The organism is Bradyrhizobium sp. I71 (assembly GCF_022354745.1).
GTDB lineage: Bacteria > Pseudomonadota > Alphaproteobacteria > Rhizobiales > Xanthobacteraceae > Bradyrhizobium > Bradyrhizobium liaoningense.
The window spans coordinates 5,502,737-5,517,313 of sequence record NZ_CP059398.1 but is presented as its reverse complement, the minus strand read 5'-3'; the positions used below and the strand labels follow the sequence as shown (position 1 = coordinate 5,517,313).

Genomic DNA, 14,577 nt, shown 5'->3' with positions numbered 1-14,577 from the left:
TCAGTCGTCTTTCGGAGATTCGATGCCCCCTCCCCGCAAGCGCGCGGATGTCCTGCTGGTCGAGCGCGGCCTGTTCGAGAGCCGGGCGCGGGCGCGCGCGGCGATCGAAGCCGGGCTCGTCACGGCCGACGACAAGCAGGTTTCAAAGCCGTCGGAGACGATCGCCGAAGACGCGATGATCCAGGCCGAGCCGGCACATCCCTACGTCTCCCGCGGCGGCGTCAAGCTCGCCGGGGCGCTGGAGCGCTACCCGATTGAAATCGAGGACCATGTCTGCCTCGACGTCGGCGCCTCCACCGGCGGCTTCACCGAGGTGCTGCTGGCGAACGGTGCGAGCCTGGTGTTCGCGATCGATGTCGGCAGCAGCCAGCTGCATCCCTCGCTGCGCGATCATCCCAGGATCGTGTCGATGGAAGAGACCGATATCCGCAGCTATGAGGGCAAGCGCCTGCCGGCGCGGCCCGATGTCGTCGTGATCGACGTCAGCTTCATCTCGCTAAAGGCGGTGCTGCCGGTGGCGCTGTCGCTGGCGGCCGCGCCGATGAGCCTGCTGGCGCTGATCAAGCCGCAATTCGAGGCGGACCGGAAGCACAACAAGAAGGGGATCATCCGCGATCCCGCCGTGCACCAGGAGATCTGCGGCGATATAGCCGCCTTTGCCGCTTCGCTCGGCTGCACCGACATCGAGATATTCCCCTCGCCGATCACCGGCGGCGACGGCAATGTCGAATTCTTCCTGGGCGCGCGCCGTGGTTGAGCGCGTCAAGATCGATCATGTCGGCCATCGCGGCGACGGCGTCTGCCTCGAGGCCGGCGAAGCCATCTATGTGCCCTATACGATCGGCGGCGAGACCGTCGAGGTCGATCACGTCCCGGGCCATCATCCCGATCGCCGCAAGCTGCTCGCGGTCGATGTCGCAAGCCCCGAGCGCATCGAACCGTTCTGCCCGCATTTCGGCGTCTGCGGCGGCTGCGCGATCCAGCATTGGGCGACTGAGCCGTATCGCGCCTGGAAACGCAACATCGTGGTGGAAACGCTGGCGCAGGCCGGCATTGATTGCGAGGTGGCGCCGCTGGTCGACGCCCATGGCGCCGGGCGCAGGCGCATCACGCTGCACGGCCGGTTCGGCACGCATGACATCCTCAAGGTCGGGTTCTCCGCCACGAGCTCGCACGACGTCATCCCGATCCATCGCTGCCCCATCCTCGATCCCGGACTCGACGGCGCGCTCGACGCGGCCTGGGCGCTGGCCGAGCCGCTGACGTCCAGGATGCCGGTGACGAAGCCGCTCGACATCCAGGTCACCGCGACCGCCAACGGCCTCGATGTCGACGTGCGCGGCTCCGGCCCGCTGCCGACCCCGCTGGTCACGGCGCTGTCGCGCGTCGCCGAGCAGCATCGCCTGGCGCGGCTGACGCGGCACGGCGAATTGGTGCTGCAGCGCCTGCCGCCGACGGTGAAGATGGGCCGCGCGGAGGTGACGCTGCCACCGGGCTCGTTCCTGCAGGCGACGGTGGCGGGCGAAGAGGCACTCGCCGCACTGGTCGCCGAGCGCATCGGCAAGGCCAAGGAGGTCGCCGATCTCTTCTGCGGCGTCGGCCCGTTCGCCCTGCGGCTTGCCGAGAAGGCCCGCGTCACGGCCTATGACAGCGACGCCGGCGCCGTCGCGGCCCTCGCGAAGGCCGCGCGCACACCGGGCCTGAAACCGATCAAGGCCGAGCCGCGCGATCTGTTCCGCCGCCCGCTGGTGCCGCCGGAGCTGCGCGACTTCGACGCGGTGGTGTTCGACCCGCCGCGCCAGGGCGCGCAGGCGCAGGCGTTGAAGCTCGCCGCGAGCAAGGTGCCCGTCGTGATCGCGGTGTCCTGCAACGCCGCGACCTTCGCCCGCGACGCGCGGCTGCTGATCGACGGCGGCTATCGGCTGGAGGCGGTGGTGCCGGTCGATCAGTTCCGCCACACCTCGCATGTGGAGCTGGTGGCGCGGTTTGCGCGATAGGCTGCGAAATCCGCATCGAGCCGACAACCTTGATACCAGTCAATCGCTCTGCCCTCCGCTGCCGCTAAAAGTGTTCCGCGCCACGAGATGCGGAGCGGACGTTCGTGCTTGACCGACGACAATTCATCGCGACCGCGCTGGGGCTCTCCGCGGCGACCATCACCAGCCCCTCTGCCGCAGCGGCGGCGAAGACCTATGACGAGGAGGTAAAATCGTCACGAGCTCCGCTGCAAACCGTGCCGAGGGATCGTGAGCTCGTGCGCTTTGCCACCCTCGCGGCCAACAGCCACAACACCCAGCCGTGGATATTCTCGGTCCGCGGCAACGTCATCGCGATTGCGCCTGACTTCACACGCCGCTGTCCGGCCGTCGATCCGGACGATCATCATCTGTTCGTCAGTCTCGGCTGTGCCGCCGAAAATCTCATCCTCGCCGCGTCCACGCTGGGCTGGCACGCCGATGCCGCCGTCGACGGCGACCGCATCGTGATCACGCTCGAGGAGGCCCCACAGGGCACATCGGCATTGGCGGCCGCGATTCCGATCAGGCAATGCACCCGTGCTGCGTTCGACGGCAGGCCGGCCGCACCGGAGACATTGCGTCGGCTCGAGGATGCCTGTCGCGAACCCAACGTCGCGGCGATCCTGATGACCGAACGCACCGCGATCGCCGGGGTCACCGACTACGTACTCGAAGGCAACTCGGCGCAAATGCGCGACAAGGCCTTCATGCGCGAACTCGTCAGCTGGATTCGCTTCAACGAGGCGGAGGCACTCGCGACCTTGGACGGGCTATTCTCGCCCGCGTCCGGAAACCCCTCGCTGCCCTCGTGGGTGGCACGGCCGCTTCTCAAGCTCTTCTTCACCGAGAGCGGAGAAAACAAGAAATATCGCGAAGAGCTCGACAGCTCTGCCGGCGTCGTCGTGCTCGCTGCCGATCGCAGCGACAAGTCGCACTGGATCGCCGTCGGCCGCGCCTGCCAGCGCTTCGGATTGCAGGCGACCGCGCTGGGACTCAAATATTCCTTCATCAACCAGCCGGTCGAGGTGGCGGCGCTGAGGCAGCAATTCGGGGCCTCACTCGGCCTCGGCGAACGGCGTCCCGATATAGTGATGCGTTTCGGAACCGGTCCAGACCTGCCGAGATCGCTGCGGCGTCCGCCGGAGCTGGTGATGCAATCCTAGAGCCCGATGAGATCTGGACGTATCGTCAGCTCGCTTTGGATCTTTGTTCAAGCATGATCTTTTCAGAAAGCCGCTTTGTCATGTTCTAGCGCCGAAGGCCGCCCAGCGCAGGAGACTCGCCAGGCAGCATCGACGAGTTGATGTCACTGTCCACGAGTCCCGATTGCTGCTGGATGAACCCGGCCCCAAACGACAGGCTGAGGTTGGAGGTCGGCTTGAATTCGACACCCGCAAACCCGCCATAGCCGGGCGCAGCGCTGGAGGTGAGCGGCGCCAGCGAGCTGCCAATGCCGTTGCCGAACTTCAGCGTGTCGAAACCGGCAAAGAACGTGACGGGCATGCCACCCGGAGTCTTCATGTTATAGCCGAACTGCGTGCTGTCATAAGAGAGCGCGCTGAAATTGCCGATCGCGCCCACCTGACTGAAGCCGCTCAAACCAAGATTGCCGCGTTGGCTGCCGACGAAGAAACCGTTCGCAGAGCTGGTGCGCCAATCGGCATCGCCGGCATTGAAGCTCGCGAAGTTGCCGTAGCTGTCGGAGCTCTGGCCGGCACCACCGCCGAGGCCGAAAGGTCCGCCGGGAATCCAATATCTCAGCGGCGCGACTTGCGCATGAACCGGCTCTCCGCCGAGGCAGAGCACTGCGAGAGCTGCAAGAGCACATGAAAGTGCAAGCTTGAACATTCAGATTACCGTCAACAATTTCGCAAACTATACTCCGCGAACATCATCAATGCCAGCGGAGCGACGGCGCCGGTGTCACGGCTGCAGGTCTCCCCGGGGAACTGCACCTGATGCCGCACAATCCCTTACTCACCCGCCTGACGTCCGTTCTTGCCGAGGTGCCGGGCGTTCAGGCCGTCGTGCTCGGCGGCTCACGCGCGCGGGGCAGCGCGCATCCCTCCTCCGACTACGACATCGGGCTGTATTGTTCTAGCGCGGGCCCGCTCGATACGGACCGGCTCCTGACTGCCGTGACGGAAATCGCCGACGATCCCGGCGCTGCGACCGTGACGAGGTATGACGAATGGGGGCCGTGGATCGTCGGAGGCGCGTGGCTGTCGGTCGAGGGACAAAAGGTCGATCTGCTGTACCGTCACGCCGACAACGTCGAGCGAGTCATGATGGACTGCCGAAACGGTACAGTCCTCATGGCCTACCAGCCCGGCCATCCACACGGCTTCTGCTCGGCAATCTGGATGGGCGAGATCGCATATTGTCAGCCTCTGCACGATCCGAAAGGCCTGATCGCGCGTCTCAAAACAATCGCGCTCCCCTATCCGGAGGACCTGGGCCGCGCCTTGTTGCGGCGCTTTCAATGGGAAATCCTGTTCAGCATCGACAATGCGGAACTGGCGACAGCTCGCAACGAGCGGACCCACGTCGCGGGCTGCGTCTACAGAGCGCTCGCGTGCATCGCGCAGGTGCTGTTCGCACTGAACCGTCGATATCTCATCAACGAAAAGGGGGCACTCATCGAGACGGCCCGCTTGCCACTGACGATTCCCCATCTGGTGGAACAGTCCGACGAAATCTGGCGGCTGATCGGGAATGGCGGCTTGGCACAGGCCTGCGCGATCCTGCGGCAGGTCGATCACCAATTGAAGGCGCTGATACGATCCGGCGGAACGACGCTGTGAACGGCTATGCCGTCTTGTCGACGGAGGACGACGAATCCGCCGGTGGATACTTCGTCACCGGCACCACGAAGGATTTCGTGCCGACCTGGTAGATGACCTTGCCGTTCTTGCCGTCGTCGGTCGCGATCTGCGTCTGTCCGAACATGATGACGTTCTGGTAGACGATGCCAGTGCCCTGGCGGGTGACGCCGTCGGTGGTGACGCTGACCTGCGCTTCCTTGCCGTTGACCGAGAGCACCTTGAAGCTCGCGCTCTTGCCGTTGTCGCTGGAATAGCCACCCCAGCTTCCCATGAGACGGCTGTCGGAAGCCGGCGGCTCCTGCTTCTCCAAATTCGCGGTCTGCTTGCCAACGCCGCCGACCGAGAACAGCAGCACCATACTCTTACCGTCCTTGGTGCCGACCGTGACTCCGCCAAAGGTGATGAGCGTGCCCTTGACCTCGCCAAAGCCGCGCTCGGTGCGACCGTTATGCGTGTACTCGACCTGCGCCCGGGCACCACGGATGTTCACGACCTTGAAGCCGACGGGCTGGTTGTTGCCCACCCAATTGCCCTTCCAGTCACCGACCAGAGCACTCTGGCGATACATCCGCTCGTTGGCGGGCGAAATCTGGTTGGTGCTCGATGTGACGATGGCCATGGCTTGCTCAAAGGCAGGTTGGAAAAACCCGCTTTCGTTCGCTCCAGCAATGTCGGGATGCCGGCTGGAAACGGAAGGAAACAGTCTGATTAGGGCCATGCACCGGTTAATGGGCAGTTAAGTTCAACTTCCGGTTGGGATGGGCAAAAGGTCTCAGCCGGGACGTTAACGTCCCCAGCGGTCGGACCAGATCTTCTCGCCAATCAGGCAGTTGACGCGCGGCTCCTTGTCGGCAACGCGCATCACGGGGCGCTCCGGCGTGCGGCCGGCGACTTCCATCAGCAGCTTGGTGCGGATCGCTTCCTTGAACTTGTCGCGATCCTTGATCGTGATGACGAAGGAGCCGGGACCTCCGATGACGCAGTCCTCATAGTATAAATCGAGATTGTCGATATCCATGGTCGAGTAGGACGGCTCCTTGACCATGATCGGCAGGCCGTTGATGACGATGCCCTTCTCCAGGGCGGCATCGCGCGCCACCGTGACCGGACCGCCATTGTTGTTGGGACCGTCGCCGGAAATGTCGATGACGCGGCGCAAGCCCCGATAGGGATCCTCATCGAACAGCGGCATCGCGAACGTGATCGCACCGGAGATCGAGGTGCGCGAGGCGCGCCGGATCGGCGTTTTCATGATCTCGGCGGCGACCGCGTCCGCCGTCTCCGGTCCGTCGACCAGGCGCCAGGGGATGATCATCTTCTGGTCGCTGGAGGCCGCCCACTCGAAATAGGTCACCGCGATCCGGCCGTTCGGGCCTAACTTCAGCGCCTGCAGGAACTCCTTCGACTGGATTGCCTGCGCATAGCCCTCGCGCTGGACCGCGAGCTCGTCCATGTCCATGGAGTAGGATACGTCGACCGCGAGGATCAGTTCGACGTCGACCATCTGCGCGTCCTTGTCGGCCGCCAGCCGCTGCGATTGCGATCGACTCTCGGGCGATTCGAATTTGGGTCCCGGTGCCGCGATGCCCGCGACGTCCCCTCCGGCAAACATGCCGGCTAACAGCACAGCCCCGATCGAGAACAGCAAACGCATCGCAGTCTCCCGTCGTATGACGCGATGGTGACATGCAATTGCCTTGCCGCAAAGGCCGAAGATCGCTTGCGCTTCACATTCGAGTTAAGAATTTGCGTGCCAGCGCGAAACTGCCGCCGTGTCGCCGCGCTTGCGTCGCCGGAACACGCGCGATCACAGGATTCGTCAATCCGGGGCGGCTCGAACAGCCGAAGCGGTAATGGTGAGATTCTCAGGCGCGCAAGGGGCGCGCCGGAGTTCTCGCTTCGCGAGCCCTGGAATGGCGGCGGCGAGCCTGGAGTGTACGCTCGCCCACTTGTCCGGCACGATTTCCATGCTAGGGTTGGTCGCACAGATGGGGATGGAGTCCCCCGACAACCGCCCGGCGGTCGATGACCGTGCTTGGCTGATGACTCCTGCTCGAGGAGAGGCAATCTCAAGGCCTCTGCCTTTGGCGGGAGCATGGACATACCCGCCGATGGCGGGTTTTTTGTTGCCTTGTAACGAAGGCCAGCCGGAGAAGGCCAGGAGAAGACGACGACGTGACGATGCCGACACCGAATGCTGCGCGCACGACGCTGCCCAGAGGGATCTGGGTGCTCGGCTTCGTCTCGATGCTGATGGACATCTCCTCCGAGATGATCCATGCGCTGCTGCCGATCTATCTCGTCACCGTGCTCGGCGCCTCCACGCTCACCGTCGGGTTCATCGAAGGCATTGCGGAGGCCACCGCCTCGATCACGAAGATCTTCTCCGGTGCGCTGTCGGACTGGCTCGGTCGCCGCAAGCTGCTCGCCGCGCTTGGCTACGGGCTGGCCGCCTTCACCAAGCCGCTATTCCCGCTTGCGCCCAGCGTCGAATGGCTGGTGGCGGCGCGCTTCATCGACCGCGTCGGAAAGGGCATTCGCGGCGCGCCGCGCGATGCGCTGATCGCCGATATCGCCCCGGTCGGCCTGCGCGGCGCGAGTTTCGGGCTGCGGCAATCGCTCGACACGATCGGGGCCTTCGTCGGGCCGCTCGCAGCGATCGGCCTGATGTGGTGGACGGTCGATAATTTTACGATCGTGTTCTGGGTGGCAGTGCTGCCGGCGTTCCTGTCGTTTGGACTGATCGCCTTCGCTGTGAACGAGCCTGAGCCCGACCCGAGCCGGGGGCCTGCGAAGAATCCGCTCAATCTCGCCGCAATGCGGCAGCTTGGAGCGGTGTACTGGCGCGTCGTCGCGATCGGAATCGTCTTCACGCTCGCGCGCTTCAGTGAGGCCTTCCTGATTTTGCGCGCACAGAACATCGGACTCAGCGCCATGTGGGTGCCGGCGGTGCTGGTGCTGATGAACATCGTCTATGCCCTGTCGGCCTATCCGGCCGGCGTGCTGTCGGACCGGATCGGCAGGACCGGCCTGCTCGCACTCGGTCTGGTCTTCCTCGCCGGCGCCGACCTCGCGCTGGCGCTGCTGCCGAATCTGGCCGGCCTCGCGCTCGGGGTCGTGCTGTGGGGGCTGCATATGGGACTGACGCAAGGGCTGCTCTCGGCCCTCGTCGCCGACGCTGCGCCACCGAGCCTGCGCGGCACCGCATTCGGCTATTTCAACCTTTTCACCGGGCTTGCCCTGCTGGCCGCGAGCGTGATCGCCGGCGCACTTTGGGACGCATATGGTCCCCAAGGCACGTTCCTCGCAGGGCTCGGCTTCGCGCTGGTCTCGCTCGTCGGGCTGCTCACGGTCGGCAACGGGCTGGCGGCGGCCAAGGACGAATAATGCAGGTCACAAACCAGGGAACGAGACGTTGAACATCCATTACATTCTGGCTGTAGCCGCCGGCGGAGCGCTCGGCGCGGTCGTGCGCTACCTCGTTGCAATCGGTTCGGGCCGCGCTTTCGGCACCGACTTTCCTTGGGGCACCCTGATCATCAACGTGACGGGATCATTCCTGATCGGCATCTTCGCTGCGCTGTTCGCGACGAGATGGAACCTGCCGCAGACCGCCCGGATATTCTTGACGGTGGGGATTTGTGGCGGATACACCACATTCTCGACGTTCTCGCTGGATGCCTGGTATCTGATCGAGCGCGGTCAGACCGTCGCCTCGGCCGTCTACATGATTGCATCGGTGGTGCTGTCCGTGGGGGCGCTGATCGCCGCAATGCAGTTTGTTCGCGCTCTTCCGTAGGGCGCAGCGCAACCGGCGCATCCCTGCCCGTCTGCAACGACATGATGGCGGCGCACCGACCACCTTGGAGAAGCCCGGGCGCCTGCAATATGATGAGAGGGCTGGAGCTCATCAGGGCCGGGTTTCAGGAAACGATGAACGACACCGTCACCAAGCCGAAAACCAGGACAAAGACCAAGGTCGAGCGGCCGCGGCTGCACAAGGTCATCCTGATCAACGACGACTACACGCCGCGCGAGTTCGTCACCATGGTGCTGAAGGCCGAATTCCGCATGACGGAGGATCAGGCCTACAAGGTGATGATCACCGCGCACAAGCTGGGTGCCTGCGTCGTCGCGGTGTTCACCAAGGATGTTGCCGAGACCAAGGCGACGCGCGCCACCGACGCCGGCCGCGCCAAGGGCTATCCGCTGCTGTTCACGACCGAGCCGGAGGAATAGGACGCGGTCTTCCACTTCGGATCAATTTTACCGATCCGCGCTACCGCAGCTTCAATCTCCTGTGTCACCACGGCGACATGACAGTCGCACTGCGCAAACGGCTCGACCTCAGGCCGGCCCGCCCCGAGACCTCTTTCGGTCCGTTCAGGCTGCTGCACGCCCTGCCCTGGCTGATCCTTGCAGCGGCAATGCGGGTGATCGCATTTGGCGGCGGCGCGATCGCCTTGCCGGCAATTGTCGTCGCGGACATTTCGGTGCTGCTGGCCTTCTTTGCCACGGCACATCAATCGATCGAGGCGGCCGGAGGCCAATCCTCCCTCGGTGAGTTGACGCTCGGCGAACAGTTGAAGCTGTCCTTCTCGGTTCTGTGGCGGATCGCCTTGGTGATGATCGCGGCCGCGCTCGGCACCGCAGCCGCGGGCCACGTCGCGTTTGCGCCTCACCTGATGGCCGGCCTCGATGGCGTTGCTTTCGACCAGTTCACGCATCTCGGGCGATTCTGGAGCGCGTTGATCGCGACGTTGGTGCTCCTCATGATCGTCCATGCCGAGCGCAATGACGGCAAGATCGCATTGTTCGCCGCCATCGGTGAGTTCGCGCGGCGCGGCGTGTGGCTCGGCGTCAGCGTGATCGTGCTCGGTGTCATCAACGTCGCCCTCGCCTATGGGCAGGAAGCGGTGCGCAGCGCGATCTGGAACTTCTGGCAGACCTCGTCGGCGACACAGTTCACCAAGAACCTGGTCTACTTCGTGTTCATCTTCAGCTTCGCGATGCTGAGGCTGTGGATCACTCTGAGGATCATAACTCTGGGCCTGAAGCAGTCATATCTTCGCGGCAGCTAAAGCGCGATGCGATTGGGACGAATGCTGCACATGCGCTGTCCGCTAGGCCATGATCGCCGGCGCTTCATCCGAAATCCCGTACACACGCTGCGCCTTCGAAAATCCCGCAATCGGAAATTCACCGAGCTCCTGCCAATCGTGCCGGCAGACATTGGCAAAGCCTTCCGAGGCCACGATCGTGCGGCCGAGCCGGCTCGCGATCTTCTCCAGCCGCGCGGCGAGATTGACGGCAGGGCCGATGCAGGTGAAGTCGAGGCGGTTGCCGCCGCCGATATTGCCATAGAGAATGTTGCCGACGTGGAGCGCGACGCCGAAGCGGAAACGTTCGACGGCGTCGCCGACCGGAAAGGCGAGCGCCTCGACACTGGCGCGGGACTCGCGCGCCGCCTCCAGCACCTGCGTGCAGACATGCGCGGCATCGCCGACATATTCGTCGATCGGAAACACCGCGAGCAAGCCGTCGCCCATGAACTTCAAAACCTCGCCGCCATGTGCGAGGATCGCGCTGACCTGGCAGTCGAAATAACCGTTGAGGATCTCGACCACGGTCTCGGCCGGCAGCCGGTCCGACAGCGCAGTGAAGCCGCGCAGGTCCGAGAGCCAGATAGCCGCCTGCATGGTGTCGGTATGACCACGGCGGATCTGGCCGCCGAGGATGCGTGCGCCGGCGCGATTACCGACATAAGTGTCGAGCAGCATCTCCGCGGTGCGGCGCAGGGTGATGATCTCGCTGACACGCGCGAGCGGCGCGATGATGGCCCGGATCGACGCGATGTCGTCGTCGCTGAAGCCGCCGGGACGCCGCGTGATCCAGCTCGTCGCGTGGATGGAGCCATCGAGAAACGGCAGCGGCATCGCAATATAGTCGGTCGCACCCTCGGCGCGCATGTCGTCGAGAAACGGAAAGCGCTTACCATCGGGATCGTTCGCGCGCCCCCTGACCTCCAGCCCCTGCTCGAACACGATGCGGAGGGGGCTGCGGGCAAATTCGGGAGTCTCCAGGATCTCGAAGGCGACGCTGCCGATTTCGAACTCCTGCCCTTGCCGCCAGATGAAGTTGCGGCCGAAGACTTCGGGATGCAGCGTGCGGATGAAGATTCCGAACCGCCACACCGGCAGGCCGACCGCGACCAGACGTTCGCAGAATTCGGTGATCATCTCGGCCGGCTCAACCGACCAGGCGCCGTCGATCAGCCAGTTGCAGACGCGCTGGAGCTCGGAATTGTTCATGGCCCATTTGCGGATGAAGTGGTGGGCCCGTCAAGCTGCGCGGTGGGTTAGTCCGGCGACATCAACGTCCAACCTGCCCGCGATCTCGCAGGAGGTGATCGGCCAGCACACACGCCATCATGGCTTCGCCGACGGGAACGGCGCGGATGCCGACGCAGGGGTCGTGGCGGCCCTTGGTGAAAATCTCGGTATCAGTGCCCTTGCGATCGACGGTGAGACGCGGCTGCAGGATCGACGAGGTCGGCTTCACTGCGAAGCGAACCACTACCGGCTGTCCGGTGGAGATGCCGCCCAGCACGCCGCCGGCATGGTTGGACAGGAAGCGCGTGCCGTCATTGCCGGTGCGCATCTCGTCCGCGTTCTCCTCGCCGGTGAGCTCGGCCGCGCCAAAGCCGGCGCCGATCTCGACGCCCTTCACAGCGTTGATGCTCATCATCGCGGCCGCGAGATCGGAATCGAGCTTGGCATAGATAGGCGCGCCGAGACCTGCCGGCACGCCGTCGGCGACGACCTCGATCACCGCGCCGATCGAGGATCCGCTCTTGCGGATGCCGTCGAGATAGGTCTCGAAGAATGCGGCCTTGTCCTTGTCGGGACAGAAGAAGGGATTCTTGGCGATCTCGTCCCAATCCCACTTGTCGCGATCGATCTTGTGCGGGCCGATCTGCACCAGCGCGCCGCGCACCCTCACATCGGGCAGGACTTTTCGCGCGATCGCGCCGGCGGCAACGCGCATCGCGGTCTCGCGTGCGGAGGAGCGGCCGCCGCCGCGATAGTCGCGCAGGCCGTACTTGGCCTCATAGGTGAAGTCGGCATGGCCCGGACGAAACTTGTCCTTGATCTCGGAATAGTCCTTGGAGCGCTGGTCGGTGTTCTCGATCAGGAGTCCGATCGGCGTGCCCGTCGTCACCTGTACGCCGGTCTCCGGATGCGCCATCACGCCGGACAGGATTTTCACCTGATCCGGCTCCTGACGCTGCGTGGTGAAGCGCGACTGGCCCGGCCGCCGGCGATCGAGATCACGCTGGATGTCGGCCTCGGTGAGCGGGATCATGGGCGGGCAGCCGTCGACCACGCAGCCGATCGCCACCCCGTGGCTCTCGCCGAAGGTGGTGACGCGGAACATGTGGCCGAAGGTGTTGAAGGACATCGCTGCTCGCTGGCTCGTAAGTCAGTGCTGACTTGTGGTAGCGCCCGGGAACACGGCATTCAACCCCGTTCCCCGTCATTCCGGGTTCGCCGCTCGGGCGAACCCGGAATGACGGTGAGGAGCCTAGCTAAACTTCTCCAGCCGGCCGTCGCGGAACACGTAGACTGCGCCCTGCTCGATAAAGAGCTCCGCAGCGCTGCCAGGGGTCTCGATGCCCAGGGCCACCATCAGGGCCCGGCAGGTGCCGCCATGGGCGACGGCCACCGTATCGACAAGAAGCGACTCATACCAGTCGAGCATGCGCAGCTGCACGGCCGCGTAGGTCTCCCCGCCCGCGGGCGCGACGGTCCATTTGTCGGCGAGGCGCCTCGCATAGACGTCCGGATCGGAGGCTTCGCTCTCGGCCAGCGTCAGCCCCTCCCAGACGCCGTAGCCGATCTCACGCAGGCGATCGTCGAGCGAATAGTCCGAAGCCGGCAATTCAAGCTTCTCGCGCGCGAGTTCCATGGTCTGCCGCGCACGGCCGAGCGGGCTCGACACGTAAGGCAGCGCCGCCCTGTCCCTGCCCTCGCGCCTGAACAGATCGGCCAGAATGCTGGCCGCCTGCACGGCCTGGGCCCGGCCACGCGCATTCAGCGGGACGTCCTTGGTGCCCTGGAGTCGCCCGAGCGCGTTCCACTCGGTCTCGCCATGGCGGAGGAAGTAGATCGTGGGCACGGGCATTCCGGCTCAGGGCTAGTCCTTCCCGCCCAGCGAGATGTCCGGCGCATCCGGCCGTTTCATGCCGAGCACATGATAGCCGGAATCGACGTGATGCACCTCGCCGGTGACGCCGCGCGAGAGATCGGAGAGGAAGTACAGCGCGCTGCCGCCGACGTCTTCGGTCGAGACGTTGCGCCGCATCGGCGCGTTGTATTCGTTCCACTTCAGGATATAGCGGAAGTCGCCGATGCCGGATGCCGCGAGCGTCTTGATCGGTCCCGCCGAGATGGCGTTGACGCGAATGTTCTTCTCGCCGAGATCGGCGGCGAGATAGCGCACGCTGGCCTCCAGCGCCGCCTTGGCGACGCCCATCACGTTGTAATGCGGCATCCATTTCTCGGCACCGTAGTAGCTGAGCGTGATGAGCGAGCCGCCATCCGTCATCAGCTTCTCGGCGCGCTGCGCCACCGCGGTGAACGAATAGCAGGAGATCAGCATCGACTTCGAAAAATTCTCCTGCGTCGTGTCGACGTAGCGACCGTCGAGCTGCTCGCCATAGGCGATCGCGTGCACCAGGAAATCGATCTTGCCCCACTTCTCCTTCAGCACCGCGAAGGCAGCGTCGATGGTCGCGGCATCCGTGACGTCACAATGGCCGAGCACGAGACCGCCGATCTCGGCGGCAAGCGGCTCGACGCGCTTCTTCAGCGCATCGCCCTGATAGGTGAAGGCGAGCTCGGCGCCGGCCGCGTGGCATGCCTTGGCGATGCCCCAGGCGATCGAGCGGTTGTTGGCAACACCGAGGATCACCCCGCGCTTGCCTTGCATCAGACCTGAATTCTGCGCCATTTTTGAACGTCCCGTCGAACTCTCGCTGAGGTCTGGAGGTACACCAGCCCTCCCCTGCGGTACAGCCCTAATACGCGGCGTTAACGCTGTTTCGAGTGCCGGAATAGCCGTTCCGCTCGGGTGTTATGATCGTTGAGGCGCTCGCGCCGAACGCTGGGACTTCAAGACCGCAATGAACGCGTTTCGCCAGAGTGTGGAAGTCATGATCCCGGCGTTGCGCCGCTACGCCCGCGCGCTCACGCGCGATGCGGATGCGGCCGACGATCTGGTGCAGGATACATTGGTGCGCGCGCTGCGTTCGGAACGCCTGTTTCTCGGCGGCGACGTCAGGAGCTGGCTCTATACGATCCTGACCAACCTCAACAAGAACCGGCGGCGCTCACTGGCAAGGCGGCCGCAATTCATGCCGCTGACGGAGAACAACCCGGATGCCAGCGGGACCGAGGCCGAAGGACGTGACATCGAGAAGGCGCTGGCCACCCTCGTCGAGGAACAGCGTTCGGTGCTGCTCCTGGTGATGCTGGAAGGCATGAGCTATCGCGAGGTCGCCGACATCCAGGGCGTGCCGATCGGCACCGTGATGTCGCGCCTGGCACGCGCACGGGCCCACGTTAAAGCCTCGCTGGAGGGTGAGCGCCCGGCGCTCAGGCGGGTGAAATGAGGACAGCGATGCATTGCACATCGTCCGCCCGCAGCCTGCCGAGGACGCGAGCGAAGTTGAG

Annotated in this window: 16 protein-coding genes and 1 riboswitch; of the genes, 9 read left to right on the top strand and 7 right to left on the bottom strand. The window is 64.6% G+C overall.

Going from position 1 to position 14,577, the window contains the following annotated elements:
* Positions 1 to 22 precede the first annotated feature (22 nt).
* The 3 genes from FJV43_RS26600 (at position 23) to FJV43_RS26590 (ending at position 3,181) form a co-directional block, all read left to right on the top strand.
* On the top strand, positions 23 to 757 hold the full coding sequence (locus tag FJV43_RS26600; RefSeq protein ID WP_239621998.1) for a TlyA family RNA methyltransferase: 735 nt from the start codon (positions 23 to 25) through the stop codon (positions 755 to 757).
* Entirely contained in the window at positions 750 to 1,997 is a 1,248-nt protein-coding gene (locus FJV43_RS26595; RefSeq protein WP_239629613.1) for a methyltransferase, read from the top strand. The genes FJV43_RS26600 and FJV43_RS26595 overlap by 8 nt, the downstream gene beginning before the upstream one ends.
* A gap of 104 nt (positions 1,998 to 2,101) precedes the next feature.
* Positions 2,102 to 3,181, top strand: a complete 1,080-nt coding sequence (locus tag FJV43_RS26590) for a Tat pathway signal protein (RefSeq protein WP_239621997.1) — start codon at positions 2,102 to 2,104, stop codon at positions 3,179 to 3,181.
* An 85-nt stretch (positions 3,182 to 3,266) separates the two neighbouring features.
* Here FJV43_RS26590 and FJV43_RS26585 read toward each other — a convergent pair whose 3' ends face one another.
* Positions 3,267 to 3,866 (bottom strand): hypothetical protein, encoded by a 600-nt coding sequence (locus tag FJV43_RS26585; RefSeq protein ID WP_239621996.1) that lies wholly within the window; start codon positions 3,864 to 3,866, stop codon positions 3,267 to 3,269.
* Between the two features lie 110 nt (positions 3,867 to 3,976).
* Between FJV43_RS26585 and FJV43_RS26580 the strand changes: the two genes are divergently transcribed.
* Positions 3,977 to 4,822 (top strand): nucleotidyltransferase domain-containing protein, encoded by an 846-nt coding sequence (locus FJV43_RS26580; RefSeq protein WP_239621995.1) that lies wholly within the window; start codon positions 3,977 to 3,979, stop codon positions 4,820 to 4,822.
* Between the two features lie 4 nt (positions 4,823 to 4,826).
* Here the strand turns inward: FJV43_RS26580 and FJV43_RS26575 are convergent, their stop codons facing one another.
* Positions 4,827 to 5,462, bottom strand: a complete 636-nt coding sequence (locus FJV43_RS26575; protein ID WP_239621994.1) for a hypothetical protein — start codon at positions 5,460 to 5,462, stop codon at positions 4,827 to 4,829.
* A 165-nt stretch (positions 5,463 to 5,627) separates the two neighbouring features.
* The gene (locus FJV43_RS26570; protein WP_239621993.1) at positions 5,628 to 6,497 is read right to left on the bottom strand and encodes a DUF1194 domain-containing protein; all 870 of its coding nucleotides are present in this window, start codon (positions 6,495 to 6,497) and stop codon (positions 5,628 to 5,630) included.
* A gap of 327 nt (positions 6,498 to 6,824) precedes the next feature.
* Positions 6,825 to 6,902: riboswitch (Fluoride riboswitch) on the top strand.
* A gap of 122 nt (positions 6,903 to 7,024) precedes the next feature.
* Between FJV43_RS26570 and FJV43_RS26565 the strand changes: the two genes are divergently transcribed.
* The 4 genes from FJV43_RS26565 (at position 7,025) to FJV43_RS26550 (ending at position 9,924) form a co-directional block, all read left to right on the top strand.
* On the top strand, positions 7,025 to 8,230 hold the full coding sequence (locus FJV43_RS26565) for an MFS transporter (protein WP_239629611.1): 1,206 nt from the start codon (positions 7,025 to 7,027) through the stop codon (positions 8,228 to 8,230).
* A gap of 28 nt (positions 8,231 to 8,258) precedes the next feature.
* Positions 8,259 to 8,642, top strand: a complete 384-nt coding sequence (gene crcB, locus FJV43_RS26560) for a fluoride efflux transporter CrcB (protein ID WP_239621992.1) — start codon at positions 8,259 to 8,261, stop codon at positions 8,640 to 8,642.
* Between the two features lie 134 nt (positions 8,643 to 8,776).
* Positions 8,777 to 9,082: an ATP-dependent Clp protease adapter ClpS gene (gene clpS, locus FJV43_RS26555; protein ID WP_061878702.1), complete on the top strand. Its 306-nt coding sequence runs from the start codon at positions 8,777 to 8,779 to the stop codon at positions 9,080 to 9,082.
* A gap of 77 nt (positions 9,083 to 9,159) precedes the next feature.
* A complete protein-coding gene (locus tag FJV43_RS26550; RefSeq protein ID WP_239621991.1) occupies positions 9,160 to 9,924 on the top strand; it encodes a hypothetical protein in 765 nt (254 codons plus the stop codon).
* 42 nt (positions 9,925 to 9,966) lie between these two features.
* Here the strand turns inward: FJV43_RS26550 and FJV43_RS26545 are convergent, their stop codons facing one another.
* The 4 genes from FJV43_RS26545 to fabI form a co-directional block, all read right to left on the bottom strand.
* Positions 9,967 to 11,154, bottom strand: a complete 1,188-nt coding sequence (locus FJV43_RS26545) for an adenylate/guanylate cyclase domain-containing protein (RefSeq protein ID WP_239621990.1) — start codon at positions 11,152 to 11,154, stop codon at positions 9,967 to 9,969.
* Between the two features lie 61 nt (positions 11,155 to 11,215).
* Positions 11,216 to 12,304, bottom strand: a complete 1,089-nt coding sequence (gene aroC / locus FJV43_RS26540; RefSeq protein ID WP_239621989.1) for a chorismate synthase — start codon at positions 12,302 to 12,304, stop codon at positions 11,216 to 11,218.
* A gap of 123 nt (positions 12,305 to 12,427) precedes the next feature.
* The gene (locus FJV43_RS26535) at positions 12,428 to 13,027 is read right to left on the bottom strand and encodes a histidine phosphatase family protein (protein ID WP_239621988.1); all 600 of its coding nucleotides are present in this window, start codon (positions 13,025 to 13,027) and stop codon (positions 12,428 to 12,430) included.
* 12 nt (positions 13,028 to 13,039) lie between these two features.
* A complete protein-coding gene (gene fabI / locus FJV43_RS26530; RefSeq protein WP_028180364.1) occupies positions 13,040 to 13,855 on the bottom strand; it encodes an enoyl-ACP reductase FabI in 816 nt (271 codons plus the stop codon).
* Between the two features lie 172 nt (positions 13,856 to 14,027).
* On the opposite strand from fabI, the gene FJV43_RS26525 reads away from it, so the two are divergent.
* Positions 14,028 to 14,516, top strand: a complete 489-nt coding sequence (locus FJV43_RS26525; protein WP_028180365.1) for a sigma-70 family RNA polymerase sigma factor — start codon at positions 14,028 to 14,030, stop codon at positions 14,514 to 14,516.
* The last annotated feature ends 61 nt before the right edge of the window (positions 14,517 to 14,577 follow it).